This is a genomic window from Kitasatospora sp. NPDC051702 (assembly GCF_040681575.1).
Classification (GTDB): Bacteria; Actinomycetota; Actinomycetes; order Streptomycetales; family Streptomycetaceae; genus Kitasatospora.
Genome location: NZ_JBFAZB010000049.1, coordinates 51,605 through 77,408 on the forward strand (window position 1 = coordinate 51,605; position 25,804 = coordinate 77,408).

Here is a 25,804-nt window from a genome sequence, read left to right on the forward strand (position 1 = left end):
AATGCTTTACCTTTTCATTGCCAAGACTCGACCTCCCGGAGTGCCCGCACCGTGACCAGCCTCGCCCTCGGCCCGTCCTGGCTCGATCCGACCCACCTGATCTCGACCTTCGGCCTGCTCGGCATCCTGGCCATCGTCTTCGCCGAGTCCGGCCTGCTGATCGGCTTCTTCCTGCCCGGCGACTCGCTGCTCTTCACCACCGGCCTGCTGGTGGCCGGCGGCACGTACCTGCACCAGCCGCTCTGGCTGGTCTGCGCGCTGGTGGTGGCCGCCGCGGTGGCCGGGGACCAGGTCGGCTACCTGTTCGGCCGCAAGGTCGGGCCGGGGCTGTTCCGCCGCCCCGACTCCCGCCTGTTCAAGCAGGAGAACGTCGAGAAGGCCGCCGCCTTCTTCGACCGGCACGGGCCCAAGGCGATCGTGCTGGCCCGCTTCGTGCCGATCGTGCGCACCTTCACCCCGATCGTCGCCGGGGTGAGCAGGATGAACTACCGCACCTTCGTGGTCTTCAACGTCGTCGGCGGCGTCCTGTGGGGCGCCGGGGTCACCGTGCTCGGCTACTTCCTCGGCCGGATCCCGTTCGTCCGGGAGAACATCGAGGCCATCCTGGTCGGCATCGTGCTGGTCTCGGTGGTCCCGGTGGCCGTCGAACTGCTCCGGGCCCGCCGCTCCGGCGCGGCCGCCGCCAGCCGTCACCGCGCCGGGTAGGCGCCCGTGGGGACGGTCACGCTACGTCGCGTACATGTGCGTCCGGCTGTTCGATCAGGCAAGGTGTAACCCGAGATCGAACGGTGGCAGGCGGCCACCAGGGGTGGCGAGGAGCGGAAGTGCCGAAGCGGGGCCGACCGGGCGGCGGCAAGCGGGCGAGGGGGGGCCGGGCGGTCCGCCAGGCGCGGCGGACACCGCCGGTCCGGCCGGTGGACCCGGCCGAGGCACCGCCCACCGAGGGCCTGCTCGGCCACCCGGCCCCGCTCGTCGAGCCCGTCACCGTCGTCCCGCTCGTTCCGCCGATCCCGGAGACCAGGGGCCTGCTGAACCCGGAGCCGGAGCCGGAGCCGGAGCCGGAGCCGGAGTCCGAGGCCCAGCCCGCGTTCGAGCCCGATCCGGCCGTCGCGGCCGGGCCGCACCCCGGACTGGAGCCGTCGGGCGGGGCCGCCCGGCCGGCCCGGCGCCGCTCGGTCGCCGAGGACACCCTCACCCCCGAGGAGTGGCGGGCCGCCGGCTACACGCCGCCCACCGGCATCCCCGTCGCGGACCTCACCCCCGGCGCGCCCGGCGAGGCGCCCTGGCCGGACCGGATGCGCACCCTGCTGCGCACCCCGATGTCCGAGCGGCCCGCCTTCGAGCGGACCGCCCGCGAACTGCACCCCTCCGCGGCCGCGACCCGCAACGTCCCGCGCATCCTCGACCTGACGCTGCGCATCGGCGAGCTGCTGCTGGCCAGCGGGGAGGCCGCCGAGGACGTCGAGGCCGCGATGCTCGGCATCGCGCACGCCTACCGGCTGGACCACTGCGAGCCGCAGGTGACCTTCACCCTCATCGGCATCTCGCACCAGCCCTCGCTGGTCGAGCCGCCGATCACCGCCGACCGCGTGGTGCGCCGCCGCACCTCCGACTACACCCGGCTGAACGCGGTCTACGAGCTGGTCGCGGACATCACCGCCGAGAAGGTCACGGTCAACGACGCCTACCGCCGGCTCGCCGCGATCCGCCGCAACCGCCACCCCTACCCGGCCTGGTTCCTCGCGCTGACCACCGGTCTGCTGGCCGGCGCGGCCACCTTCCTGGTCGGCGGGCGGGCCGACGACAAGGCCTGGCTGGTCTTCGCCAGCGCCTTCGTCGCGGCCGTCCTGGGCGACCGGCTGGCCTCCATGCTGGCCCGGCGCCGGCTGCCGGAGTTCTACCAGTTCGTGGCGGCCGCGATGCCGGCCGCGGCCTCCGGGATCATCCTGTCCTTCAACGACTGGGGGCTGCGCGGTTCGGTGGTGATCACCGGCGGCCTGTTCGCGCTGCTGCCCGGGCGGGCCCTGGTCGCCGCCGTCCAGGACGGTCTGACCGGCTTCTACATCACCGCCGCGGCACGCCTGCTGGAGGTGATCTACCTGGTCGCGGGCATCGTGATCGGGGTGATGCTGATCCTCTACCTGGGCGTCGGCTTCGAGGCGAAGCTGCGGCCGGACGAGAGCCTGGTGGGCGTCAGCTACCCGCCGGTCCAGATGATCGCGGCGCTGGTGCTCACCCTGGCCTTCGCCACCCTGCTGCAGACCGACCGGCGCTCGCTCGCCCTGGTCACGCTGAACAGCGGCATCGGCTGGGCCAGCTACGGCGTCCTGGCCTACAACGCGGGCCTGTCCCCGATCGCGGCCACCGGGGTGGCGGCGGGCCTGGTCGGCCTCTTCGGGCAGCTGATGGCGCGCTACCGCAACGGCTCGGCGCTGCCGTACGTGACCGCCGCGATCGGCCCGCTGATGCCCGGGTCGGCGCTCTACCTCGGGATGCTCTCCTTCGCGCAGGGCCACTCCAGCGCCGGCCTGGTGTCGGTCTCCCGGGCGGCGGCGATCGCGATGGCGCTGGCGATCGGCGTGAACCTCGGGGGCGAGATCGCCCGACTCTTCATGAAACTCCCGGTCGGCGGCGAGCGCCCGTCGCTGTACCCGATGGGCCCGCGCCGGGCGGCCAAGCGCACCCGCGGGTTCTGACCGGGCGTTGGACCGGTGTTGGCCTCCGGGCCACGTCACGGCCGACCGGACGCAGGACCAGGAACGAAGGTAAGAAGCATGACCACACTGCTGGACGGCTACCGCGAGCACATCCTCGCCGCGCACAAGCAACCGCTGCTCCTGCTGCTGGTCGGCTTCATCACCTCCTTCGTCTTCATCCGCTTCAGCGTCCGGATGATCCGCGCCCAGGTCCGCTGGTGGCCGGGCAACGTCACCCCCGGCGGCCTGCACATCCACCACATGGTGTTCGGCCTGGGCTTCCTGCTGGCCGGGGGCATCGGGGTGTTCGCCACCTACGGCGGGCACCCGTGGATCGACTGGTTCGGGCTGGTCTTCGGCATCGGCTGCGGCCTGGTGCTGGACGAGTTCGCCCTGATCCTGCACCTGGACGACGTCTACTGGAGCGAGCAGGGCCGCAAGTCGGTGGACGCGGTGATCTTCGGGATCCTGTTCACCGCCCTGCTGCTGGTCGGGTACGTGCCGCTCGGCGTGGTGCCCGGCGAGGAGACCAGGTGGGGCCTGATCACCGTGATCTCGGTGAACGCGCTGGCCTCGGTGATCACCCTGATCAAGGGCAAGATGTGGACCGGCCTGCTGGGCATCATGGTCCCCGGCCTCTCCTGGATCGGGGCGATCCGGCTGGCCCGGCCCAGCAGCCCGTGGGCCCGCTGGCGGTACGCCACGCGCCCCCGCCGGCGGGCGCGTGCGCTCCGGCGCGAGCGCCTGCTGCACCGGCGCGCCGACCGGGCCCGCACCTGGCTCTTCGACCTGATCGCGGGTGCGCCGGACAAGGTGCCGGCGAACCACCCCGCCGCGCACCGGGTGGCCGAGCGGATGGCCGCCCGGGCCACCGCCCACCTCGACGCGCACGCCGCCCGGGCGCTGGCCCGGCGCCAGGCCCGGCTGGCCGACCGCCGCTCGGCGGCCGCCGCCGGCTCCCCGCTCGGCCCGGGGGAGGGCGCGGCCTTCGGGCCGGTCGGCCTCCCGGGCCCGTCCCGCGGCGCCCAGCAGCGCCGCCGGGCGGTCCGGGCGGGCCGCAACCGGACGTACGCGGTCCGGCCGACCGGGCTGGAGCGGCGCTCCTCGCGGCACCCCCACCTGCGGACCCACACCCCCCGGATCCACCGCTAGGCCGCCTCCCCCGGGGCGGGGCCGAAGCCGACTCCTGGTCGGATCATCCGATGGTCACCCGACCGGCGGACGGTGTTCGGGGTGGGAAAGGCGCCGGAGTTGAGAACATGATCGGCGAGTGACCGTTCTGTCACGTGATGGGATGATTCGCCGGAGCTCCTCGGACCGGCTGCCCGGCCGCCCGGCCGCCCAGGCCTTCGGACCGGGAGTCCCGAGGCCCCCGGGGCCCCGGGGGCCGTCCGGCCGTCATCCCCTCCGGACCCGTGAGAAGGGATGTCTCGTGGCACGCAGGCTCCTGCCGACCCTCCTGTTGTCCCTCACCGCCCTGCTCGGGCTGCTCCCCGCCGCCCAGGCCGCGCCGGCCGACCCCGCGCCGGCCGCCGGCCCGGGAGCCCCCGCCGGCCCCGCGACCGGCGACGACCGGTACCCGACCCCCGAGGAGATCGGCCGGTCCCGCGCCGAGGCCGACCGCACGGCGGCCACCGTCACGGCCGTCGAGGCCGGACTCACCGCCGCCCGGGACGAACTCGACCGGGCCGCGCACAGCGCCGAACGGGCCGTCGAGGCCTACAACGGCGCCCAGCTCGCCCTCACCCGGGCCCGCGCCGAGGAGACCGCCGCGGCCGGCCGCGCCACCGCCGCCGAGGCCCGGCGCACCGAGGCCGCCGAGGACGCCGCCCGGCTCGCCGCCGAGACCTACCGGCAGGGCGCGGGCGCCGAACTCTCCGCCCTCAACGCGCTGCTCGGCGCCCGCGGCCCGCGCGAGGCCGGCGACCGCGCCACCGCGGTCGGCGTCGCCAGCGACCGCACCCGGCAGATCCTGGACGCCGCCACCTCCACCGCCGCCGCGGCCGCCCGGGCCTCCGCCGCCGCCCGCACCGCCACCGGGGCCGCCGAGAAGGCCGCCGCCGAGGTCGGCGCCGCCAGGAGCAGGGCGGAGGCCGGGCTCGCCGCCCAGCAGAGCACCGTCGCCGCCACCGCGCGTCGCCGCGAGCAGCTGCTCACCGAACTGGCCGCCGCCCGGCACACCACCGTCGAGCTCGAACGCCGGCGCCGCGAGGCGGTGGAGGCGATCGCCGCCCGCGAGGCCGAGGCCGCCGCCCGCGCCGCCGCCGAGAAGGCCGCCGCCGACCGGGCCGCCGCCGACGCCGCGGCCGCGGAGGCCGTGGGGGCCGTGGGGGCCGTGGGGGCCGCACCGCCCGCGGACCGCCCGTGGTCCGCCGAGGGCGCCGCCGCCGCCGTCGCCTTCGCCCGTTCCAAGATCGGCCTGCCCTACGTCTGGGGCGGCGAGGGCCCGGACGGCTACGACTGCTCGGGGCTGACCATGACCGCCTGGCGCGAGGGCGGCCGGTCGCTCAACCACTTCGCCGCCGACCAGTACGCCCAGAGCACCCCGATCGGCTACCGCCAGCTGCGCCCCGGGGACCTGGTCTTCTGGAGCGACACCGGCCGGGCCGCCGACATCCACCACGTCGGCCTCTACATCGGCGACGACCAGATGATCGAGGCCCCCCGGGTCGGCATGCCGGTCAAACAGGCCAGCCTCTGGATCATGGGCACCCCGGACTTCTACGCCCGCCCGTAGCGCCCGGAGGGGTCCCGGGGCCCCTCGCGCTCGGGACGGGCCGGCGTCGTCGGGGGTCGGGGCTACCGTGGGTGGTCCGACGACCGGGAGGAGACGCCGTGCTGCTGCGGGATGTCCGGGAGGGGGACGTCGAGGCGTACGTCCGGATGCGCTGCGACCCGGTAATGATGGCCCGGCTTCCGGCTGCTCGGCGAGCGGGAGGTCGACTTCGCGGGCCGCGTGCTGCGCTGCCACGACTGGGTGGTGACGCCCGGCGAGCACCGCCGGTCGGGCACGGAATAATTCGGATGCCGCCGGACGAGCGCCGCCGTACGGTGGCCCGATGGGCAACAGAACCGATGACGGTGCCGTGGACGTCGTGGACGGCCTCCGGATCCGCGCGATCGCCGAGGACGAGGTCGCCGCGTGGGACCGCGCGCTCGCGACGGGCTTCCTGCGCTCGCACGTGGGCAGCGCGGCGGACTTCCGTCGTCGGCAGTGGGAGCCGGGCCGGATGCTCGGCGGCTTCGACGGCGAGCGCTGCATCGCCACCTTCCGCAGCTTCGACGTCGAGCTGACCGTCCCGGGCGGGGCCGCCGTCCGGGCCGACGCGATCACCGCGGTGACGGTGAGCGCCACCCACCGCCGCCGGGGCCTGCTCGGCGCCATGATGCGCCGGGACTTGGCGGCCGCCGCTGACCGCGGCTCGGCGGTCGCCATCCTGATCGCCGCCGAGTACAACATCTACGGCCGCTACGGCTTCGGCCCGGCCACCCGCGGCCACGGCTGGAACGTGGACCTGCGGCGCACCCGCGGGCTGCGCGAGGGCCTGCCGACCGTCCCCGGCGGCCGGATCGACTTCGTGACCATGGCCGAGCTGCGCGAGGTCGGCGCCGACCTGCACGAGCGCTGGCGCCGCACCCAGCCGGGCGCGATCGCCCGCGACGGGCTGTGGTGGAAGCGCTCCACCGGCGAGCTCCAGGTGCCGGGCTTCGAGTTCAAGGAGCCGTTCGCGGCCGTGCACCGGGACGCCGACGGCGCGGTCACCGGCCTGGTGGTCTACCGGGTCGACGACAAGTGGGACGGCAGCTACCCCGACTGCACGCTCACCGTGGTCGACTTCCTCGCCCTCGACCGGGCGACCGCCGCCGGCCTCTGGCGCTTCGTCCTGTCCGTCGACTGGGTGCGCAAGGTGGTGGTGGAGAACGTCGGCCCGGACGACCCGCTGCCGCTGCTCCTCCAGGACCCGCGCGCCGCCACCCCCCACGTGGACAACGCGGACTTCACCTGGCTGCGGGTGCTGGACGTCGAGGCGGCGTTCGCCGCCCGGACGTACGGCGCCCCGGGCCGGGTGGTGCTGGCGGTCGAGGACCGGCTCGGCTACGCCGCCGGCCACTGGGCGGTCGAGGTGGCCGCGGACGGCACCGGCCGCTGCGTCCGGACCACCGACGACGCCGACCTCGCCCTCGACGCCTCCGTCCTGGGCTCGCTCCACCTGGGCGGCGAGACGGCGCCCCGGCTGGCCGCCGCCGGCCTGCTCACCGAACTGCGCCCGGGCGCGGCCGCAGCCGCCGACCTCCTGCTGCGCACCCCCCTGCAGCCCTGGAACCCGGACGGCTTCTGACCGCCCGCCGGACCCTCCCCGCCGCCGGGCGCGGCTACTTGACGGCGGTCTTGCCGATGGTGGGGAGGATGAAGTCCTGGATGAGGCCCTTGGCGTCGCGGACGATCGGCCGGAAGACCCGGTAGCGGGAGAGGTTGATCACCCGGGCCGCCATGGGGGTGGAGCGGCGGACGAACTCCCTGGTCCGCTCGGTGTCCTCGGTCCGGTCGAAGACCCAGTAGAGGACGACGACCATGAGGTGCAGCCAGAGCACGTCGGGCAGCAGGTCGACCAGTTCGGCGTCCAGCTTCGGTGCCAGTTCGGAGCCCTGCAGCACGTCGCGGAAGAGCTCGACCGCCGTCGCCCGCGCCGGGTGGGACTCGTTGGAGAACGGGCTGAGCGAGCTGTTCGGATCGGCGGCCGTGCGGAAGAACTGGGCGGAGAACTCGTGGTACGGGGCGGCGGTGTCGAGCCAGGAGTCCAGGGCGATCTGCAGCCGCTCGGCGAAGTCCCGGGTGTGGGCCATCCGGCGCCTGGCGTCCGCCGCGTGGTCGTGGGTCATCCGGTCGTAGAACCCCTGGATCAGGAATTCCTTCGCGGAGAAGTAGTAGTAGGCGTTGCCGACCGAGACGCCCGCCTCGGTGGCGATGGCGCGCATGGTGGTCTTCTCGTAGCCGCGTTCCTGGAACAGGCGCATGGCCGTCTCCAGGATCAGCGCCCGGGTCTGCTCGCTCTTGTCGGTCTTCGGTTGCGCCCGCCCGCCGGGCAGGGGCCCGCTGTCCGCGCCGGGTGCGGCCTCGGCCTCGGCCGTGCCGCTCGTGCCGTCCGTTCGGTTCGTCGCTGCCAGGTCGTCCACGGGCACGAGCCTAACCGGAGACGAGGCTCCAGCCGGTGTCGGTGGGTGCGGTACCGGACGTCCCCTCCGCGTCCGGTACCGCACCTGCCGCCCCCATCCTTTCGAACGCGTTCAAAAGCATGGCAGAACTGTAGAGGGTCGGCTTGAACATGTTCAACTCTGTCGGTGTGGGAGGCTCGTCACATGATCAGCCACGGGGAGACCACCATCCGCAGCGGCGGACCGCGGGACGCCGCCGCCGTCGCCGACCTGCACGCCGGCAGCTGGCGCACCGCCTACGAGGGGATCGTCCCCGCGGAGGCGCTCGGCGACGGACTGCCCGCCCAGCGGCGCGAGCTGTGGGAGCTGCGGCTGGGCGCCGACTACGGCGAGCCCTCCGCCGAGCCCGAGCTGCTGATCGCCGAACGGGGCGGGCGGACGGTCGGGTTCGTCTACCTCGTCCCGCAGCCGGACGGCCGGGTGCTGGTCGACAACCTGCACGTCCGCCCCGGGCTGACCGGCGGCGGGATCGGTCGCGCCCTGCTCGCCGCCGGCCGCGCGCACGTCGCCGAGCGGCACCCCGGCGCCGAGCTGTACCTGGAGGTGCTGCGCGACAACACCCGGGCGATCGCCTTCTACGAGCGCGAGGGCGCCGTGCGGACGCGGGCCCAGGAGGGCGTGTTCCCGGGCGGGTACGTGCTGCCCGAGTACGTGTACAGCTGGCCGGCCGAGGCCCTGGCCGCCGACCCGGCTGCCGCTCAGTCCACGTCGTAGACCGTCACCGGTACGCCCCGGGCCACCAGCCGGGCCGCCACCAGCGGTTCGACCCGCTCCCAGCGCCCGCCCGCCAGGCCGCAGCCGATCCGCGGCATGTGGACGGACGCGCCGAGCTCCAGGGCCCGGTCGCCCAGGGCGGCCAGCGCGGTGTCGATCGCCTCGTACCGGACCGGCACCCCCGTGGAGCGCCCCGTCCGGATGCCGCGCTGGCCGACCATGTTGGCCACCCAGACGTACGGCCCGACCCGCACCAGCTGGAGGGCGCCGAGCCCGAAGTCGTTCCCGGCCCGTTCCCGGTGCCAGCGCCGGAACGCGGCCTCGGGCTCGGGCCAGCGTCCGGACAGCGCGAGCACGAAGCCCTTGCCCCAGCCGCCGAGGTCGTTGCAGACGTGCGCGATCACCTTCACGCCCTTGCCGAGGGGCGCGGTGGCATCGCCGCGGACGTAGGTGATCTCCGTCATGCCCGAACGCTAGACCGGGGCACTGACAGCCCGCTCGGCATTTTCCGCCGGGCCGCCCGGGCCGTCCAAGCAGTCCGAGCCGCCTGGGCCGTCCGGGCGGGTCGGAGCCCCGGGAGCACCGGAGCCCTCGGCGCCGTCCAGCGCCCGTGAGCCGCCCGCGGCCCGCGAGCCGCCGGGGACGCGCAGGTGCCGCCGCCCGGCCAGCGCGATGATCAGCGCCAGCGAGGCCGCGGCGGCCGGTAGCAGGTAGCCGGTGCCGGGCGCGGCGTGCTCGGCGACCGCCCCGGCGAGCGCCGCGCCGCCCGAGATGCCCACCACGATGCCGGACACCGCCACCGCCATCCCCTCGTTGAACTGCCGCCCCGGCAGCAGCTCCTGGACGAGGGTCATGCCGGTCACCATGGTCGGCGCGGTGGCCGTGCCGCCCGCGAACAGCACCACCCCGAGCAGGCCGAGCCCGGCCCCGCCCAGCCCGGCGGCGAGCGGCAGCAGCAGCACCGCGGCCATCGCCGCGGCCCCGGCGAGGAAGCGCACGCCGGGTGCCCGGCGCGGCGTCAGCAGCCCGAACAGCAGCCCCGCCACGCAGGATCCGCCCGCGACCAGGCCCAGCAGCGGGCCCGCGGCCGCCCGGTGCCCGAGCGCGTCGGCGTACGCCACGGTGGTGATCTCGGTCGCGCCGAAGACCACGCCGGTGGCGAGGAAGGTGAGCACCAGCACGCGCAGCCCGGGCACCCGCAGCGGGGAGCCGGGGGCGTCCTGCGCGGTGCGGGCGGCCGTCGGCGGTTCGGTGCGCCGCTGGGCCGCGAACAGCAGGGCGCCGGCCGCGCCGAACGTCGCGCCGGTGAGCAGTCCGGCCTCCGGGGCGACCGTCGTGCAGAGCGCCGTCGCCAGGACCGGCCCGGTCATGAAGCAGAGCTCGTCCAGCGCCTGTTCGAGCGAGTTGGCCCGGTGCCGGGCGGCCGGGTCCGCCCGGTACAGGTGCGCCCAGCGGGCCCGGGCCATGCCGCCGAGGTTGGGCGTGGCCGCGCAGGCCGCCCAGCAGGCGTAGAGGGTCCAGTCGGGGGCGCCGGACCGGACGCAGAGCAGCAGGGCGACCGGCGGCAGGACGTTGTAGAGCGCGGCCGGGACGGTCACCCGGGCCTGGCCGTAGCGGTCCACCAGCCGCCCGAGCAGCGGCATCCCGATCGCGCCGGTGACCAGTCCGGCCGCCGCGACGCTGCCGGCCAGGGCGTACGAGCCGCGCCGCTCGGCGAGCAGGACGACCAGCGAGACGCCGTTCATCGACAGCGCGAGGCGGGCGAGCAGTCCGGTGAGGGTGAAGGCGGCGGCGCCGGGGGCCGCGAACAGCCGCCGGTAGGAGGGGAGGAGGGCGCGCGGGGGCATCGGGCTCCAGGGGAGGCGGAGGGGGATGCCTCCAGCCTGGCGGCGGCGCCCGGCGGCCGTCCAACACCTGTTCCGCCGCATTCACAACACGCTGTTGTCAATGGCCGTGCGGTTGTTACCCTGCCGCCCATGCCCCGTGACCTGCACCCCCGTCTGCTCCGCGGCTTCGTCGCGACCGCCGAGACCCTGCACTTCGGCCGGGCCGCCGGGCGGCTGCACGTCGCCCAGCAGGCGCTCAGCCGGGACATCAGGGCCCTGGAGGGGCTGCTCGGCGACGCGCTGTTCACCCGTACCACCCGCAGTGTCGAACTCACCCCGGCCGGGCTGCGGTTGCTGCCCCGGGCCCGCCGGCTGCTCGCCCTGCACGACGAGATCCTGGGCGACGCCGTCCGGCCGCTGCTGCTCGACCTCAACAGCGACGTCACCGGCCCGGACCTCACCGCCGACCAGGTGCTCGAACGGGCCCGCGCGGCCTGGCCGGAGGGCGAACTGCTGGCCCGCTTCCACGGCGGCCTCGCCGCGGCCGCCGCCGAACTGCTGGCCCACCGGCTGGACGTGTCGTTCGGCCGCTTCGCCGGCCTGCCCGCCCAGCTGCGCAGCCAACTCGCCCAGGTCCCGGTGCGGTTGGAGCGGGTCTCGGTGATGATGGCGGACACCCATCCGCTGGCGGGCCGCCGGGCGCTGCGCCTCGCGGACCTCGCCGGGCACCCCGTCGACGTCTGCGCGGGGAACCCGGCCACCACCGAGTGGGCCGACCTCGGCGTGCGCCTGCTGCGCGAGCACGGCCTGGCGCCGGCCGCGCCACACGTCCCGCCGGTGGGCGTGGACGAGACCGCCCGCTACCTCGCCCGGCACGGCGACCCGATGCTGACCACGGTCGGCGGACCGAGCCTCCCGGGGGCGGTGAACGTGCCGCTGGTGGAGCCGGTGCCGTTGAGCCTGGTCAGCCTGGTGCACCGGCCCGGCGAGCGGCATCCGGGGCTGGCGGCGCTGGTCGCCGCGGCTGCCGGGTTCGGCGCGGCCGAGGGCTGGCTGCTCCGGCCGGAGGGCAGCTGGCTGCCGGCGCCGGACGCGGCGCTGCTGGCCGGGTGACCGCGGGGCCGCGCCGGCCACGGGGCCCGGGTGGCCGCGGACCGGCCGACCGCGGCGCGACGGCCGGGGGATGCCGCCGCCCCTGCCGTCGGGGGGTCGGCAGGGGCGGCGGGTGGGCGGTGCACCGGCGGCGTCGGCGGCGGCGCGCCCCGCCCGGGCAGTGGCCGTGGACGGCCGGGTCAGGCCGCCTTGACGGCGGAGATGTCGAAGCCGAGCTTGACCTTCTCGCCGATCAGCACGCCGCCGGTCTCCAGGGCCGCGTTGTAGGTCAGGCCGAACTCGGTGCGGTCGACCACGGTCGAGCCCTCGAAGCCGACCCGCTCGGCACCGTAGGCGTCGGTGGCGCTGCCGGTGTACTCCAGGTCCAGGACGACCGGGCGGGTGGTGTCCTTGATGGTCAGGTCGCCGGCCATCCGGTAGGTGTCGCCGCGCAGCCACTCGGTCGAGGTGCTGCGGAAGCGGATCTCCGGGTAGGTGTCGGCCGCGAAGAAGTCGCCGGTGCGCAGGTGCTCGTCGCGCTGGGCCTGGTTGGTGTCGATGCTGGCGACCTTGATCACCAGGTCGGCGGAGGAGTTGCCCGGGGTGGTGCCGTCCAGGTGCAGCTTGCCGTCGTACTCGGTGAAGCGGCCCTTCACGTTGGTGATCATGGCGTGCCGGACCGAGAAGGAAACCTCGCTGTGCGTGGTGTCGACGGCCCAGTCGCCGGTCAGGTGGGCGAGGTCCGGGCCGGCCGGGGCCGTGGTGACGGCGGTCGCGGCGGCGGGGGTGGCGGTCTTGGTGCGGTTGAACAGGCCCATGGCTCCTCCTCGGGTTCGAAGCCAGTTGTTTAGGCTTCAACTTGTTGGCTCCAGCGTAGGGCGCTTTCGTTCAAATTTCAACCATGGCGCGCCACGGCCTTCGGGAGGTGCCCCGGCCGCTCCGGCGGACCGGCCCTGTCGGACCTCCCGGCTACCCTGCGAAGGACGGATCCACCCACCCGGAGAGGCCCACCCGCATGTTCGTCCTGCACGCGCTCTGGCGGGCGGACGGGCGGCTGGCGCTCTGGGCCGAGGACGCCCGGGCCCACCCCGGTGCCGCCGGGCCCGGGCCCGACCGGCCCGCCCCGCGCGCCCACCCCTACGCCTGCCCGGCCGCCGCACTGGCCGCCGTCCTCGGGGGCATCGGGCCCGGCCTCGGCTGGCTCGCCGGGCGGGCGCCCGAGCGCTGGGCCACCCTGCTGCTGCCCACCGTCGGCGCCCTGCCCGCACCCTCGCCCGACCTCCCGGTCACCCCCGCCCGGGGCGCCGCCGCGCTCGCCCCCTGGCGGGTCCCGGCCCTGCTCTTCGACACCGCGGCCGCCGCCCAGCTGCTCGGCGAGGTCTTCGACCCGCACTGGGCCGTCACCAGCACCGACCTGCCCGGCGCCGGACGGGTCGAGGTGGTGCACGGGGCCTCGCTGCGCTGGCTCACCGGCGTCCACGACCTCGCCTGGCGGGCGGTCGGCCACGGCCGGGTGCTGCCGCTGCCCGTCCTGGTGGACGGCCGCCCGCAGGCCCGCTGGCGCCCCGACCTCACCCCGGCCGGCCTCCGGGAGGCCGCCGGACTGGCGGCCGACTGCCCACCCGTCCTGCTCGGCGGGTGGCCGAACGCCGCGGAAGCGGCCGCCACCGGCCCGGGCGCCGGAGCGACGCCCGCCGGAACGACTCCCGCCGGACATCCCGCCGGAACGCCGTCCGGACCGGCCTCCGCCGGACCGCCGTCCGGACCGGCCTCCGCCGGACCGCCCGCCGCCACCGGCGAGGCCCTGCTGGACGCCGTCCTCGGAGCCCTGGTGGACGCCGAGGCCCGGGCCGCCCTGGCCGGGGCGCCCCCGCTGGTCCCGGACGGGGCGCGGGCCGGCACCGCCGCCGAACGCTGGCTGCACGCCCTCACCACCCCGGACGGCGCTCTCGCGGCCGACCCCGAGGGCGACCTCCCCGCCGCGAACCCCGCCGCCGCGAACCTCCCCGCCGGGGGCCCCGCCGACCTCGCCGACCTGCGCCGCCGGATCACCGCCTGGTACGCCGCCGCCGAGCCCACCGCGCCCGCCCTGCGGCTCTGCTTCCGCCTGCTGGAGCCGCTCGGGCCCGACCCGGACGACGCCGAGGGCCGGCCCTCCGACGACGCCTGGCAGCTGGAGTTCCTCCTCCAGGCCGTCGACGAGCCCTCCCTGCTGGTCCGCGCCGCCGACCTGCACGACGGCGGCGCCGCCCTCGCCGCGCTGTCCCGCAAGGCGCCGGACCCGGCCGACGTCCTGGTCGCCGAACTCGCCCGCGCCGCGCACCGCTGGCCGGCCCTGGCGGCCCTGCGCCACCGCTCCCGCCCGGCCGTCCTGCCCCTCGACCGGGCCGGCGCACTGGACTTCCTGCGCACCGCCGCACCCGACCTCGCCGAGGGCGGCTTCGGCGTCCTGCTGCCCGCCTGGTGGCGCCGCCGCCCCCGGCTCGGGCTCGCCCTGCGCGCCACCACCCCGCCCGCGCCCGGTTCGCTCGCCGTCACCAGCCAGGTGGACCGGGACACCGTGGTCGCCTTCCGCTGGCAGGCCGCGCTCGGCCCGGACGGCCCGCCGCTCACCGAGCGGGAGCTCGCCGAACTCGCCGACGCCAAGAAGGGCCTGGTCCGGGTGCGCGGCACCTGGCTGGAGGCCGACCAGGCGCAGATCGCCGCGGCGCTCGCCTTCCTCGCCGAGCAGCGCGACGGCGTCCTCGCCACCGCCGACCTGCTGCGCCTGGCCCTCGACCCCGAGGCCGTGGTCGCCGGCCTGCCCGTCACCGCCGTCCGCGCGGACGGCCCGCTCGGGGACCTCCTCGCCGGGCGCGCCGCCCCCGCCCCCGTGCCCGCCCTGCCCCCGGACTTCGGGGCCGTCCTGCGGCCCTACCAGGAGCGCGGGCTGGCCTGGCTGCGGGCGATGAGCGGGCTCGGCCTCGGCGCGGTGCTCGCCGACGACATGGGCCTCGGCAAGACCGTCCAGACCCTCGCCCTGCTGGCCGTCGAGCGCGCCGAGGGCGCCACCGGCCCCACCCTGCTGGTCTGCCCGATGTCCCTGGTCGGGAACTGGCAGCGGGAGGCCGAGCGCTTCGCCCCCGGCCTGCGGCGGTACGTGCACCACGGCTCCGACCGCCTCGCCCGGACGGGCTCGCCGACGCCCTGCGGGGCGTGGACCTCGTCATCACCACCTACGGTCTGGTCCAGCGCGACCTCGCGGCACTGCGCACCGTCCGCTGGCGGCGGGTGGTCGCCGACGAGGCGCAGCACGTCAAGAACGCCGGTGCCGCGCAGTCCCGGGCCGTCCGCGCGCTGCCCGTCACCCGGCACCGGATCGCCCTGACCGGCACCCCGGTCGAGAACCGGCTGGCCGAGCTGCACGCCGTCCTGGACTTCGCCAACCCCGGGCTGCTCGGCCCGGCCGAACGCTTCAAGGAGCGCTACGCGATCCCGGTGGAACTGCACCGCAACCCCGAGCGCACCGCCGAACTCCGGCGCCGCACCGAGCCGTTCGTGCTGCGCCGGCTCAAGTCCGATCCGGCGGTGGCGGCCGAGCTGCCGGGGAAGCAGGAGATGACCGTCTGGTGCAACCTCACCGCCGAACAGGCCGGCCTCTACCAGGCCGTGGTGGCCGACCTGCTGCAACGGGTCGAGGGCGTCCGGGGCGTCGAGCGGCGCGGTACCGTGCTCGCCGCGATCGGCAAGCTCAAGCAGGTGTGCAACCACCCGGCCCAACTGCTGCACGACGGATCGGCGTTGGGTGAGCGGTCCGGCAAGGTGGCCCGACTGGCGGAGCTGCTGGAGGAGGCGCTGGCGGAGGGGGACCGCACCCTGGTCTTCACCCAGTACGCCGAGTTCGGCACCATGCTCCGCCCGTACCTGGCCCGCCGGCTCGGGGAGGAGGTGCTCCACCTGCACGGGGGGGTCCCGCGGGCGCGCCGCGAGGAGCTGGTCGAGCGATTCCAGTCCCCGGACGGGCCCGGGGTGTTCCTGCTCTCGCTGCGGGCCGGCGGCACCGGGCTCAACCTGACGGCCGCCAACCAGGTGATCCACCTGGACCGCTGGTGGAACCCGGCCGTCGAGGAGCAGGCCACCGACCGCGCGTTCCGGATCGGCCAGCGCCGGGACGTCCAGGTCCGCCGCCTGGTCTGCGTCGGCACCGTCGAGGAGCGGATCGACGAACTCCTGGCGGCCAAGAGGTCCCTGGCCGAGTCGGTGGTCGGCGCGGGGGAGCGCTGGCTGACCGACCTGCCGGTGGAGGCCCTGCGCGAACTGGTCGCGCTCACCCGCGAGGACGCCGTCGCCGAGGAGGACGCATGACGGACCGGCCCACCCCCGCCGCGGACGCTCCGGCCACGGACGCCGCCGGGCCGAACGCTCCCGCGAACGCCCCGGCGCCGCCCGCCCCCGCGCCGAACGCCCCCGCGGTGAACGTCGCCGCCTACTGGGGCGGCGGGTTCACCCTGCGCCCGGCCCCGCCCGAGCACCCCGACGAGGCCGGGGGGCCCTCGCTCCGCCGCCTCGGCCGGTCCGGCGTGACCGTCCGGGGCCGCGACCTCGCCACCCTGCTCGCCCCCGCCTACCGGGCCTTCGTCGACTGACGCACCCTCCGGCCGCGCCGGCCGCGTGGGGTAGCGTCGGCCGGGTGACCGACACTCCCGACGCCGCGGGCCCGGAGGACTTCGAGCAGCACCGCCGGATGATCTTCGGCATCGCCTACCGGATGCTCGGCAGCCTCACCGACGCCGAGGACCTCGTCCAGGACACCTGGCTGCGCTGGACCCGGGTCCGCGGCCCGGTCGCCAACCCGGGCGGCTACCTGGCCCGGACGGTCACCAACCTCGCGCTCACCCGGCTCGGTTCGGCGTCCGTCCGCCGCGAGACCTACCCCGGCACCTGGCTGCCCGAGCCGCTGGTCGCCGGACCGGACGCGGCCGACGGGGCCGAGCGTGCCGAGACGGTCTCGCTCGCCCTGCTGGTCGTGCTGGAGAGCCTCTCGCCGCTGGAACGGGCCGTCTTCGTCCTCAACGAGGCCTTCGGCTTCTCCTACCGGGAGATCGCCGAGGCGCTGGACCGCACCGAGGCCGCCTGCCGCCAGGTCGGCAGCCGGGCCAGGGCGCACGTCCGGGCCCGTCGGCCGCGCTACGACGCCCCGCCGGAACTGCGCCGCCGGGCCACCGACGAGTTCCTCGCGGCCTGCGCCGGCGGCGACCTCAACCGGGTGCTCGAACTGCTCGCCCCCGAGGTCACCGCCTGGACCGACGGGGGCGGCGTGGTCAGTGCCGCGCTGCGTCCGGTCACCGGCGCCCGGAACGTCGCCCGCTTCCTGCTCGGCGTGCTCGGCCGACTGGGAGGGGGCGCCGCCGCCCGGCCGGTGCTGGTCAACGGCCAGCCCGGTCTGCTGCTCACCCTGGACGGCGTGGTCGACGCCGTCTCCGTCCTCGAGTTCGTCGAGGCGCCGGACGGCGGGCTGCGGATCGCCGAGCTGCGCACCGTCCGCAACCCGGCGAAGCTCGCCCACCTGACCGGTGCCCCGGGCCTGACCGGTGCCCCGGGCGGGGCTTGACCCTCGACCTGGTCGAGCCCGCAGAGTCACGGCATGGAGAGCGAGCTGCACAGCATCGGCGAACTGGCCCGTGCCAGCGGCCTCGGGGTCGGCACCCTGCGCTACTACGACGGCGCGGAGGTGCTCGCCCCCGCCTGGGTCGACCCGCAGACCGGCTACCGCTGGTACCGGCCCGGGCAACTCGCCGACGCCCGCCTGCTGGCCCGGCTGCGCCGGGTCGGCCTGCCGCTGGCCGGCATCCGCGCCGTGCTCGGCGCGGCCCCCGGCTCCGGCGAGGCCCGGCGGGTGCTCGACGCGCACCTGCGCCGGCTGGAGGACGGCCTCACGGACGCCCGCCGCGAGCTCTCCCTGATCCGCGTGATGATCGACCAGAGGGAGCGACCGATGACCGCCACACCCGCCGAGTCCCGCCTCACCGTCCGGTCCGAGGAGCTGGCCGCCGCCCTGGACGCGGTGCGCTTCGCCGTCGGAGGGGGCCCGGAGGCCCCCGCCCTCGCCGGGGTGCTGTTCGAGCCGGACGGGCCGGTGCTGCGGCTGGTCGCCACCGACCGCCACCGGATGGCGCTCGCCGAGCTGCCCGCCTCCGCCGACCCCTCGACGGGCTCCGCGGCCGCCGCCGGCGTGATCGTCCCCACCGCACTGGTGGACGCCCTGCGCGCGCTGCTCGGCGCGGCGGCGGAGGGCCCCACCGGAGTCGCGCTCACCCTCGGCGGCGGCCTGGTCCGCGCCGAGACCGGCGGCCACCGGATCGAGGGCACCGTCCTGGACTTCGACTACCCGGACCACCGCGCGGTCACCCGGCTCGAACCGGAGCACCGGATCGGCCTCTCCGCCGCCGAACTGCGCACCGCCGTCGAGAACGGCGCCACCCGCACCCTGCCCTCCGGGCCGCACGGCGCGGAGTGCGCCGTCACCGTCCTCGCCCTCACCGCGGACGGCGGCCTCACGGTCGCCGACGACGGGACGGCGTCCGACGCCCTGCGGGTGGCGGTCAACCGCGACTTCCTGCTGGACGCCCTGCGGGCCGGTCGGCCCGAGCAGCTGGTGCTCGAACTCGGCGGCCCGATCGCCCCGTTGGCGATCCGCACCCCGGGCCGGGACGGCACCTTCTCCGTCCTGATGCCGGTCCGGGTGCCCGAACCCGTCGGATCCTCCGAGTGATCCGCCCGGGCGTCGGACCCTAGGGTCGCCGCATGGAGACCTCCGGAGGCTTCGCCGCCGCCTGGCCCGCGCTCGCACCCGCCGCACGCCGGTGCCTGGAACTCGCCCACCAGGCCTGGCGTGCCGGCGGCCTGCCGGTGGGCGCCGTGCTCACCGACGCCGCCGGCGCGATCGTCGCCGAGGGCCGCAACCGCGCGTACGACGCCGGGGGCGGCGCCGACGCCCTCCGGGGCACCCCGCTCGCGCACGCCGAACTCAACGCGCTCGCCGGGGCCCGCACGGCCTGGGACCTGACCACCCACACCCTGTGGAGCAGCCACCGGCCCTGCGCGATGCGCGCGGCCGCCGCGGCCTTCACGGGCGTCGGGACGGTCCGCTACCTCGCCGCCGACCCGTGGGCGGAGTCGGTCGGGCACCGGCCGGCGGAGACCGTCCGCACCCTCGGGCCGGCCCCGGAAGGCTGGCCCGGGGCGGTCGCCACCGCGCTGTTCCTCGCCGACACCGTGCGCCGGGCCGGCCCCGAGCACCGCACCGTCCGGGCCGCCCTCCGCGCCGACCCCGCCACCGCCCGGCTCGCCGTCGACCTCGGCACCGACCCGGCCCTCCGCTCGGCGGACCTCCCCGCCCTCCTCGCCGCCCTCTGGCCCCGCATCACCGCCGCCGCCGGCCCCGGGGCCTGACCGCTCCGGGCGTTTGCTGCTGCTAGCACCCTGCTTGCATTTGCAAGCGCAATGCTGCACGCTGCTGGCATGGCCTCACTGAACGTCGGCTCGCTGGGCGAGTACATCCGCGAGCAGCGCCGGAACGCGCAGTACTCACTGCGGCAGCTGGCGGAGGCCGCCGGCGTGTCGAACCCGTACCTCAGCCAGATCGAGCGAGGGTTGCGCAAGCCGAGCGCGGAGATCCTGCAGCAGATCGCCAAGGCGCTGCGGATCTCGGCGGAGACGCTGTACGTCCAGGCCGGGATCCTGGAGGAGCGGCGCGGTGAGGGCCTGGAACTGCGGGCCGCGATCCTGGCCGATCCGCTGGTCAACGAGCAGCAGAAGCAGGCGCTGCTCGCGGTCTACGACGCCTTCCTCAAGGAGAACGCCGCCCTGCGGGGCCCGGCCGCCGAGGCCGTGCCCGGCGCCGGCACTCCACCAGCCTCCGGCCCGACGACCGACGGCTCAGCCCACCAGAACACCCACCGGGAGGACCGGTAAGCATGCCGATCACCGACGAGATCAAGAAGACCCTCAGCGACCCGACCCCGCTGTACGCCCTCGCCGGCGCCGGGGACCTCGCCTACGAGAAGCTGCGCGAGGTGCCGGCCCGGGTGGAGGCGCTGGCGGCGGACCGCAAGGGCGCGCAGGAGATGGCCACCGCCCGCCTGCAGGAGGCGCAGACGAAGCTGGCCGAGGCGCAGGCCAAGGTCACCGGCAGCGTCGCGGCCTTCCCGGTCGACGTGAAGGTGCTGCAGGAGCAGGCCCAGAGCTTCGCGCTCCAGCAGGTCGGTCGCGCGGTCGAGCTGGCGGTGAAGGCCAAGGAGGCGTACGACGAGCTGGCCGAGCGCGGCAAGGCCGTGGTGGACCGGACCCGTCCGGCCGCCCCCGCCGAGTCGTCGCAGCCGGTGGTCGTGGAGCAGGAGCAGGAGCCGGTCGAGGCCGAGCTGGTCGAGGACGAGCCCGCCGGGGGCTCCGCCGACGACACCGGGGCCGCGGCGCCGGCCGCCCCGAAGCGGTCCACCCGCGCCCGGAAGGGTTCCACCGACTCCCGGTGAGTGAAGGGCCGCCGAACGGGGCACATCCGGTGACCGCGGGACGTTGACCCCAGGGCGGACGGCCCGGCGTGCCAGGATGGACGGCGGCCGGAGCGCCGGAGCCGGGAGACAGAGGAGAACACGATGGGCGGAGTGGCCCAGATTCTGGACTTGGCCTACCTGAACCCGATCTGGTGGATGTCCGTCGCGATCCTGGCCTACAAGCTGTTCGCCCTGCTCGACGCGGCCACCCGCCGCGAGGACGCCTACCGGGCGGCGGACAAGAAGACCAAGCCGTTCTGGCTGGCGATCCTGGCGGTCGCCTTCGGCTGGGACCTGCTCTTCGGGGTCAACTTCTTCACCGGCATCGGGACGCTCGCCGGCCTGGTCGCGTCGATCGTCTACGTGGTGGACGTGCGCCCGGCGATCCGGGCGCTGACCGGCGGCACCGGCCGGGGCGGCCGCAGCAACACCGGTCCGTACGGGCCCTGGTAGACCGGGCGGTCCGTCGACGTCACGGCCCGGGCGGGTGAACCACCCGCCCGGGCCGTCGCGCGTCCGGGGCCCGGCCGGTCCGGTGGTGCCCGGTCGTGCCCGGCCGGTCCGGTCGGGTCCGAGACCGCCCGGCCGGGTCGGAGCGTGTCCGGTCCTGTCCGGGCGGCCTCGGCCGGGGGATCAACCGAGGATCAGCTGTACCGGGTTGCGTTCCAGCAGCAGCACCGCGACGTCGTCCGTCAGCGCGCCGCCGTTCAGCTCCTCGACCTCGGCGATGGCGCTGTCGACGAGCCGGCCCCGGGTGAGCCCGGCGGCCTGGTGGTCGCCGATGAGGTCCGCCAGCCCGTCCTGGCCGAGGCGGCGGGAGCCGGCCCCGACCCGGCCCTCGATCAGCCCGTCGGTGTAGAGCAGGAGCCGCCAGCCGGGGTGGAGTTCGAGCTCGTGCGCGGGCCAGGCGGCCCCTCCGTCGTGGCAGGGCAGCAGTCCGAGCGCGGGCCCGGCGAGGTCGGCGGGCAGGGTGAGCGGTTCGTGGTCGCGGCCGAGCAGCAGGGGTGCGGGGTGCCCGGCGAGGTAGAGGCGGGCCCGTTCGCAGGTGCCGAGGGAGCTGAGGTCGCCGCTGGAGCCGCCGGGCTCGATGACGAGCATGCACAGCGTCGCGAAGATCTCGTCGCTGCGCCGCTCGTGCTCCAGCACGTGCTGGAGGGTGGTGAGCAGCTCCTCGCCGGTGAGGCCCGCGAAGACGAGGGTGCGCCACGCTATCCGGAGGGCGACGCCGAGGGCGGCCTCGTCCGGGCCGTGGCCGCAGACGTCGCCGATCACGACGTGGACGGTGCCGTCGTCGGTGCGGACGGCGTCGTAGAAGTCGCCGCCGAGCAGGGCGCGGCGGCGGCCGGGGCGGTAGCGCCGGGTGAAGGAGAGGCCGGCGCCGTCGAGCAGCGGGGTGGGCAGCAGGTGGCGCTGGAGCCGGGCGTTCTCCTGGCCGCGCAGTTCGGCCTCGACCAGGCGGCGTTGGGACTCGTCGGCGCGCTTGCGTTCGACGGCGTAGCGCAGGGCGCGGGCGAGCAGCGGGCCGTCCGTCTCGTGCTTGATCAGGAAGTCCTGGGCGCCGGCGGCGACGGCGGCCGCGCCCAGTTCGGCGCCGGCCGCGTCGGTGAGGACCACCACCGCGGTGTGCGGGGCCCGGCGGAGCAGCTCGTGCAGCCCCTCCAGGCCGTCCGAGGCGTCGGAGGGGTGCGGCAGGTCGGCGGGAGCGGCCAGGTCGAGCAGCACGCAGCTGAACTCGGCGCTGCGGGGGCGACCGCGCCGGGCGCCGTGCGGGGGAGCGCCCAGCAGCTCGGTGGCCTGTTCCAGGCCGCGGGCCCAGTGGATCTCGATGGAGGTGCCGCTGTCGGCGACCGCCGCCTTGATCAGCTGTGCGTCGGACGCGTCGTCCTCGATGACCAGCAGCCTGAGCGGTGCGCTGCCGTGCGTGACGGAGGTCTCGGCCGGTTGGGCGTTTCGGGCCTGGGACCGCGGGTGAGGTATCTGGGGAGGGGACGTCACCGGATTGCTGCTGGTCGGGCGGTTACGGGCATGGCCGACGGGGGCGCCGTCATGGGCGCCCGGCAGGTCCGCGGCACCAGGTGCCCGCCCGTCTCCCGTTGCGGGCATCGGTGGTTCCTCCCTTTCCCCGAGTGCGTAACGGTCGGCGTCCGTCCGCAGTGCCCGCCTGGCACCGTGCGTCGGGGAACTTCTCGCGACCATAACGTGATCTCCGGGGATTTCTCTGGCCGACCGGCGCCGTTGTGGTTATTGCCACGCCGGTGGCGGTGTGGTGATGGGACTCGGACGACGGCTCGGATCCCGCCCCTGTGGCGGCCGGGCCGGGTGGGGAGAGGGAACGGATGACGGTGACGCGGATCACCCTGGTCGAGGGTGACATCACGGAACAGCAGGTGGACGCGGTGGTGAACGCCGCGAACTCCTCTCTGCTGGGCGGTGGCGGCGTGGACGGCGCGATCCACCGCAAGGGCGGGCCGCAGGTCCTGGAGGACTGCCGCCGCCTGCGCGCCTCGCACTGGGGCGGGGGGCTGCCCACGGGGCGCGCGGTGGCGACGACGGCCGGGCGGCTGCCGGCCCGGTGGGTGGTGCACACCGTCGGGCCGGTGTACCTGGAGGAGGAGTACGAGGAGCGGGCGGGGCTGCTGGCCTCCTGCTATCGCGAGTCGCTGCGCACGGCGGCGGAGCTCGGCGCGCGCACGGTGGCGTTCCCGGCGGTGTCGGCCGGGGTGTACGGCTGGCCGCCGGCCGACGCGGCCCGGATCGCGCTCGGCACCGTCGCGCAGGTGCTGGACGGCGGTGACGCGCGGGCGGGCGCGGAGCTGGCGGAGGTGCGGTTCGTGCTGTTCGGGGCGTCGATGTACGAGGTGTTCGACCGGGTCGGGCGGGAGCTGCTCGGGCTGGGGTAGCGCGGGTTGGGCGCGCGGCTGTCGTCGTCCGGCTCTGTCGTCGTCCGGCTCTGTTGTTGCGTGGGGTCTTCCTGCGCGGGGTGTCCTGCGAGGGGCGTTCCCTGTACGGGCTGGATCGGTCGCGGCCCGGGCGTGACCAGGGCACGTCCGGGGCACGTCCGGGGCCGGGCGGTGGTGCGGTGGCACCGTCCGGTGGCGTCCATCGTGGCGTGGCGGGGCGTCAACACGCCAGAGGTATTCGATAACTCGTTCGAGTGAATGAGCGGGATCGTGCACCAGGGCCGACCGCACGGGCACCGGAAACGTCGCCCACGGGCGCCGGAACCGGGGCTACGGCGCTACGGCGCGAGCGCGCTCCACGGCACCGTGACCTCGCCCTGCCGCCACCGCCCGCGCGCGTCCACCAGCGGCCAGGCGCCCGCCAGCGCGGTGCACGCCGCCACCCAGCGCTGCCGGGCGCCGAAGGCCCCGTACGGCGCGGCCGCCGCCCAGGCCCGGTCGAAGTCGGCCAGGAAGGCGTGCACCGGCCGGCCCGGCACGTTGTGGTGGATCAGCGCCTTCGGCAGCCGTTCGGCCAGGTCGGAGGGTTGGTCGAGGCCGCCCAGCCGGGCCGCGAAGGTCACCGTCCGGGGGCCCTCGGGGCCGAGCGCCACCCAGACGTGCCGGCGCCCGATCTCGTCGCAGGTGCCCTCGACCAGCAGCCCGTCCGGGGCCAGCCGGGCGCAGAGCCGCTCCCACACCGCGGCCACCGCCGACTCCTCGTACTGCCGCAGCACGTTGGCGGCCCGGATCAGCTGGGCCGGCGCGCCGCCGTCCAGCGGCACCTCGAAGCCGCCGCGCCGGAAGGTGAGCAGGGGCGGCCGGGCGTACGGCAGCGCGGCCGCGACCCGCTCCGGCTCGATCTCGATCCCGACCACCCGGACGTCCGGGCGCACCGCGTGCAGCCGTCCGGCCAGTTCGACGGCCGTCCACGGCGCGGCGCCGTAGCCGAGGTCGACCGCGACGGGCGGCCGCTCGGCGGCGCGCAGCGTGCGGCCGAGCGCGTGGGCGATCCAGCGGTCCATCCGCCGCAGCCGGTTGGTGTTGGTGGTGCCCCGGGTGACCGTCCCGACCGGCCGCCCGGTCCGCCCGCGGGCGGGTGCGGTCGGGGGGTCGAAGGAGGCAGCCATGCCTGGAAGGGTATCCGGGCCGCCGGCGGCACCGCCGTGACCTGCGGCGTCGCCCGGCCCGCGGGCTCGTCGGCCGGACCGGGAATGCGGGGCGGTCCACGCGCGGTTGGCACACTGGTGGTGATGTGTGCCCGGACGGGGCAGCGCACACCGGACAACGGGCGGCCCGTGCGCGGGCCGTCGAGACGGGCCGCACAGAGGAGGCTTCAGCCAGGTGATCCAGCACCCCGTCCGTTCGGTACGCCGTGCCCAGCCCGCCGCTCCCGCGCGGGGCCGGCTCCAGTCACTCGTGCCGGGCCGCCGCCGCCCGCGCCGGATAGCCATGCTGAGCGTCCACACCTCGCCCCTGCACCAGCCCGGCACGGGCGACGCCGGCGGCATGAACGTCTACATCGTGGAGCTGGCCAAGCGGCTGGCCGCGCTGAACATCGAGGTGGAGGTGTTCACCCGGGCGATCTGCTCGGACGACGCGCCCACCGTCGAGCTGGCCCCGGGCGTCCTGGTCCGGCACGTCACCGCCGGGCCGTACGAGGGCCTGCTGAAGGAGGACCTGCCGGCCCAGCTGTGCGCCTTCACCCACGGCGTGCTGCGGACGGAGGCGGGGCACCGCCCCGGCCACTACGACCTGGTGCACTCGCACTACTGGCTCTCCGGGCAGGTCGGCTGGCTGGCGGCGCAGCGCTGGGGGGTGCCGCTGGTGCACACCATGCACACCATGGCCAAGGTCAAGAACGCGGCGCTGGCCGAGGGCGACACGCCCGAGCCCGCGGCACGGGTGATCGGTGAGACCCAGGTGGTGGAGGCGGCCGACCGGCTGATCGCCAACACCACCGAGGAGGCCGCCGAGCTCGCCCTGCACTACGCCGCCCGGCCCGACCAGCTGGCCGTCGTCCACCCCGGGGTCAACCTGGAGGTGTTCCGCCCGGGCGGGCCGTCCGCGCGCGCCGGGGCCCGGGCCCGGCTCGGCCTGCCGCAGGACGCCGCGGTGCTGCTCTTCGCCGGGCGGATCCAGCCGCTGAAGGCGCCGGACGTGCTGCTGCGGGCGGTCGGCGAGCTGCTCGCGCGCCGCCCCGAGCTGCGCGAGCGCCTGGTGGTGCCGGTGGTCGGCGGCCCCTCGGGCACCGGGCTGGCCCGGCCGGAGAGCCTGCACAAGCTCGCCGCCCAGCTGGGCATCGGCGACGTGGTGCGCTTCCACCCGCCGGTCGGCCAGGCGCGGCTCGCCGAGTGGTACCGCGCGGCGACGGCGCTGGTGATGCCCTCGTACAGCGAGTCCTTCGGGCTGGTCGCCCTGGAGGCGCAGGCCTGCGGCACCCCGGTGGTGGCGGCCGCCGTCGGCGGACTGCCGGTCGCGGTGCGGGACGGCCGGACGGGCACGCTGGTCGACGGCCACGACCCGGTGGCCTGGGCACACGCGCTGGAGCCGTACGTCATCGACCCGGACCTGGTCGCCCTGCGCGGTGCGGCGGCGGCCCGGCACGCGGCCGGCTTCGGCTGGGACACCGCCGCGGCCACCACCGCCGACGTCTACGCCGGCAGCCTGGCCCGCCCGGCCGGGCGGCTGGCCGCCGCCCGCCGCCGACTGGCCTGAGCCGGCCCGGCGGCCGGCCGCCGCCGGCCGCCCGGGCCGCCCCCCGGCCCCGGGCCCGGGGGGGGCGGGGGCCC

Annotated in this window: 23 protein-coding genes and 1 pseudogene; 18 read left to right on the forward strand and 6 right to left on the reverse strand. The window is 76.2% G+C overall.

Features of this window, described 5'->3' with window-relative positions:
• Positions 1 to 51: 51 nt before the first annotated feature.
• The 5 genes from AB0N04_RS31360 (at position 52) to AB0N04_RS31380 (ending at position 7,036) form a co-directional block, all read left to right on the forward strand.
• Positions 52 to 705: a VTT domain-containing protein gene (locus AB0N04_RS31360; protein ID WP_360211217.1), complete on the forward strand. Its 654-nt coding sequence runs from the start codon at positions 52 to 54 to the stop codon at positions 703 to 705.
• A 209-nt stretch (positions 706 to 914) separates the two neighbouring features.
• Positions 915 to 2,696: a threonine/serine exporter family protein gene (locus AB0N04_RS31365; protein WP_360211219.1), complete on the forward strand. Its 1,782-nt coding sequence runs from the start codon at positions 915 to 917 to the stop codon at positions 2,694 to 2,696.
• A 78-nt stretch (positions 2,697 to 2,774) separates the two neighbouring features.
• Positions 2,775 to 3,848: a hypothetical protein gene (locus tag AB0N04_RS31370; protein ID WP_360211221.1), complete on the forward strand. Its 1,074-nt coding sequence runs from the start codon at positions 2,775 to 2,777 to the stop codon at positions 3,846 to 3,848.
• Between the two features lie 280 nt (positions 3,849 to 4,128).
• Positions 4,129 to 5,433 carry a C40 family peptidase gene (locus AB0N04_RS31375; RefSeq protein ID WP_360211223.1) on the forward strand — a complete coding sequence of 435 codons (1,305 nt, stop codon included), beginning with the start codon at positions 4,129 to 4,131 and terminating at the stop codon, positions 5,431 to 5,433.
• A gap of 322 nt (positions 5,434 to 5,755) precedes the next feature.
• Positions 5,756 to 7,036 (forward strand): GNAT family N-acetyltransferase, encoded by a 1,281-nt coding sequence (locus tag AB0N04_RS31380; RefSeq protein WP_360211225.1) that lies wholly within the window; start codon positions 5,756 to 5,758, stop codon positions 7,034 to 7,036.
• 34 nt (positions 7,037 to 7,070) lie between these two features.
• Here the strand turns inward: AB0N04_RS31380 and AB0N04_RS31385 are convergent, their stop codons facing one another.
• Entirely contained in the window at positions 7,071 to 7,871 is an 801-nt protein-coding gene (locus AB0N04_RS31385; RefSeq protein WP_360211227.1) for a TetR family transcriptional regulator, read from the reverse strand.
• A gap of 183 nt (positions 7,872 to 8,054) precedes the next feature.
• Between AB0N04_RS31385 and AB0N04_RS31390 the strand changes: the two genes are divergently transcribed.
• Positions 8,055 to 8,624, forward strand: a complete 570-nt coding sequence (locus AB0N04_RS31390; RefSeq protein WP_360211229.1) for a GNAT family N-acetyltransferase — start codon at positions 8,055 to 8,057, stop codon at positions 8,622 to 8,624.
• Here AB0N04_RS31390 and AB0N04_RS31395 read toward each other — a convergent pair.
• Complete coding sequence (locus AB0N04_RS31395; protein WP_360211231.1) at positions 8,609 to 9,088, reverse strand: macro domain-containing protein; 480 nt, start codon at positions 9,086 to 9,088, stop codon at positions 8,609 to 8,611. The two genes, AB0N04_RS31390 and AB0N04_RS31395, sit on opposite strands and share 16 nt — an antisense overlap.
• Before the next feature lie 9 nt (positions 9,089 to 9,097).
• Positions 9,098 to 10,471 carry an MFS transporter gene (locus tag AB0N04_RS31400; RefSeq protein ID WP_360211233.1) on the reverse strand — a complete coding sequence of 458 codons (1,374 nt, stop codon included), beginning with the start codon at positions 10,469 to 10,471 and terminating at the stop codon, positions 9,098 to 9,100.
• Between the two features lie 129 nt (positions 10,472 to 10,600).
• Between AB0N04_RS31400 and AB0N04_RS31405 the strand changes: the two genes are divergently transcribed.
• Positions 10,601 to 11,563 (forward strand): LysR family transcriptional regulator, encoded by a 963-nt coding sequence (locus tag AB0N04_RS31405; RefSeq protein ID WP_360211235.1) that lies wholly within the window; start codon positions 10,601 to 10,603, stop codon positions 11,561 to 11,563.
• Between the two features lie 179 nt (positions 11,564 to 11,742).
• On the opposite strand, the gene AB0N04_RS31410 is transcribed toward AB0N04_RS31405, so the two are convergent.
• Positions 11,743 to 12,360, reverse strand: coding sequence for a YceI family protein (locus tag AB0N04_RS31410; RefSeq protein ID WP_360211237.1), 618 nt, complete (start codon positions 12,358 to 12,360; stop codon positions 11,743 to 11,745).
• Between the two features lie 197 nt (positions 12,361 to 12,557).
• On the opposite strand from AB0N04_RS31410, the pseudogene AB0N04_RS31415 reads away from it, so the two are divergent.
• The 9 genes and pseudogenes from AB0N04_RS31415 to AB0N04_RS31455 all read left to right on the forward strand — a co-directional run.
• A pseudogene (locus tag AB0N04_RS31415) lies at positions 12,558 to 14,690 on the forward strand (SNF2 helicase-associated domain-containing protein); the annotation flags it as partial.
• A gap of 47 nt (positions 14,691 to 14,737) precedes the next feature.
• On the forward strand, positions 14,738 to 15,886 hold the full coding sequence (locus AB0N04_RS31420; protein ID WP_363365626.1) for a DEAD/DEAH box helicase: 1,149 nt from the start codon (positions 14,738 to 14,740) through the stop codon (positions 15,884 to 15,886).
• Positions 15,883 to 16,167, forward strand: a complete 285-nt coding sequence (locus AB0N04_RS31425) for a hypothetical protein (protein ID WP_360211241.1) — start codon at positions 15,883 to 15,885, stop codon at positions 16,165 to 16,167. Before AB0N04_RS31420 ends, AB0N04_RS31425 begins: the two co-directional genes overlap by 4 nt.
• 44 nt (positions 16,168 to 16,211) lie before the next feature.
• Positions 16,212 to 17,132: an RNA polymerase sigma factor SigJ gene (sigJ, locus tag AB0N04_RS31430; RefSeq protein WP_360211243.1), complete on the forward strand. Its 921-nt coding sequence runs from the start codon at positions 16,212 to 16,214 to the stop codon at positions 17,130 to 17,132.
• Positions 17,133 to 17,165: 33 nt separating this feature from the next.
• Complete coding sequence (locus tag AB0N04_RS31435) at positions 17,166 to 18,293, forward strand: MerR family transcriptional regulator (protein ID WP_360211245.1); 1,128 nt, start codon at positions 17,166 to 17,168, stop codon at positions 18,291 to 18,293.
• 32 nt (positions 18,294 to 18,325) lie between these two features.
• Positions 18,326 to 18,973 (forward strand): nucleoside deaminase, encoded by a 648-nt coding sequence (locus tag AB0N04_RS31440; protein ID WP_360211247.1) that lies wholly within the window; start codon positions 18,326 to 18,328, stop codon positions 18,971 to 18,973.
• Positions 18,974 to 19,042: 69 nt separating this feature from the next.
• On the forward strand, positions 19,043 to 19,495 hold the full coding sequence (locus AB0N04_RS31445; protein ID WP_360211249.1) for a helix-turn-helix transcriptional regulator: 453 nt from the start codon (positions 19,043 to 19,045) through the stop codon (positions 19,493 to 19,495).
• Positions 19,496 to 19,497: 2 nt separating this feature from the next.
• Positions 19,498 to 20,052: a hypothetical protein gene (locus AB0N04_RS31450; protein WP_360211251.1), complete on the forward strand. Its 555-nt coding sequence runs from the start codon at positions 19,498 to 19,500 to the stop codon at positions 20,050 to 20,052.
• Between the two features lie 177 nt (positions 20,053 to 20,229).
• Complete coding sequence (locus AB0N04_RS31455) at positions 20,230 to 20,526, forward strand: DUF2516 family protein (protein WP_360211312.1); 297 nt, start codon at positions 20,230 to 20,232, stop codon at positions 20,524 to 20,526.
• Between the two features lie 180 nt (positions 20,527 to 20,706).
• Here AB0N04_RS31455 and AB0N04_RS31460 read toward each other — a convergent pair whose 3' ends face one another.
• A complete protein-coding gene (locus AB0N04_RS31460; RefSeq protein WP_360211253.1) occupies positions 20,707 to 22,176 on the reverse strand; it encodes a fused response regulator/phosphatase in 1,470 nt (489 codons plus the stop codon).
• Between the two features lie 239 nt (positions 22,177 to 22,415).
• Between AB0N04_RS31460 and AB0N04_RS31465 the strand changes: the two genes are divergently transcribed.
• Positions 22,416 to 22,973 (forward strand): O-acetyl-ADP-ribose deacetylase, encoded by a 558-nt coding sequence (locus AB0N04_RS31465; protein ID WP_360211314.1) that lies wholly within the window; start codon positions 22,416 to 22,418, stop codon positions 22,971 to 22,973.
• 338 nt (positions 22,974 to 23,311) lie between these two features.
• Here the strand turns inward: AB0N04_RS31465 and AB0N04_RS31470 are convergent, their stop codons facing one another.
• The gene (locus tag AB0N04_RS31470; RefSeq protein WP_360211255.1) at positions 23,312 to 24,142 is read right to left on the reverse strand and encodes a class I SAM-dependent methyltransferase; all 831 of its coding nucleotides are present in this window, start codon (positions 24,140 to 24,142) and stop codon (positions 23,312 to 23,314) included.
• 289 nt (positions 24,143 to 24,431) lie between these two features.
• Here AB0N04_RS31470 and mshA point away from each other — a divergent pair, with 289 nt between their 5' ends.
• Positions 24,432 to 25,730 carry a D-inositol-3-phosphate glycosyltransferase gene (mshA, locus tag AB0N04_RS31475; protein WP_360211316.1) on the forward strand — a complete coding sequence of 433 codons (1,299 nt, stop codon included), beginning with the start codon at positions 24,432 to 24,434 and terminating at the stop codon, positions 25,728 to 25,730.
• Positions 25,731 to 25,804 lie beyond the last annotated feature (74 nt).

Excerpts from the sequence above, each read along its gene's own strand:
- AB0N04_RS31370 (WP_360211221.1), top strand. The coding sequence starts at position 2,775 with ATGACCACACTGCTGGACGGCTACCGCGAGCACATCCTCGCCGCGCAC.
- AB0N04_RS31380 (WP_360211225.1), top strand. The coding sequence starts at position 5,756 with ATGGGCAACAGAACCGATGACGGTGCCGTGGACGTCGTGGACGGCCTC.
- AB0N04_RS31390 (WP_360211229.1), top strand. The coding sequence starts at position 8,055 with ATGATCAGCCACGGGGAGACCACCATCCGCAGCGGCGGACCGCGGGAC.
- AB0N04_RS31395 (WP_360211231.1), bottom strand. The coding sequence starts at position 9,088 with ATGACGGAGATCACCTACGTCCGCGGCGATGCCACCGCGCCCCTCGGC.
- AB0N04_RS31400 (WP_360211233.1), bottom strand. The coding sequence starts at position 10,471 with ATGCCCCCGCGCGCCCTCCTCCCCTCCTACCGGCGGCTGTTCGCGGCC.
- AB0N04_RS31405 (WP_360211235.1), top strand. The coding sequence starts at position 10,601 with ATGCCCCGTGACCTGCACCCCCGTCTGCTCCGCGGCTTCGTCGCGACC.
- AB0N04_RS31410 (WP_360211237.1), bottom strand. The coding sequence starts at position 12,360 with ATGGGCCTGTTCAACCGCACCAAGACCGCCACCCCCGCCGCCGCGACC.
- AB0N04_RS31425 (WP_360211241.1), top strand. The coding sequence starts at position 15,883 with ATGACGGACCGGCCCACCCCCGCCGCGGACGCTCCGGCCACGGACGCC.
- AB0N04_RS31435 (WP_360211245.1), top strand. The coding sequence starts at position 17,166 with ATGGAGAGCGAGCTGCACAGCATCGGCGAACTGGCCCGTGCCAGCGGC.
- AB0N04_RS31440 (WP_360211247.1), top strand. The coding sequence starts at position 18,326 with ATGGAGACCTCCGGAGGCTTCGCCGCCGCCTGGCCCGCGCTCGCACCC.
- AB0N04_RS31445 (WP_360211249.1), top strand. The coding sequence starts at position 19,043 with ATGGCCTCACTGAACGTCGGCTCGCTGGGCGAGTACATCCGCGAGCAG.
- AB0N04_RS31450 (WP_360211251.1), top strand. The coding sequence starts at position 19,498 with ATGCCGATCACCGACGAGATCAAGAAGACCCTCAGCGACCCGACCCCG.
- AB0N04_RS31455 (WP_360211312.1), top strand. The coding sequence starts at position 20,230 with ATGTCCGTCGCGATCCTGGCCTACAAGCTGTTCGCCCTGCTCGACGCG.
- AB0N04_RS31460 (WP_360211253.1), bottom strand. The coding sequence starts at position 22,176 with ATGCCCGCAACGGGAGACGGGCGGGCACCTGGTGCCGCGGACCTGCCG.
- AB0N04_RS31470 (WP_360211255.1), bottom strand. The coding sequence starts at position 24,142 with ATGGCTGCCTCCTTCGACCCCCCGACCGCACCCGCCCGCGGGCGGACC.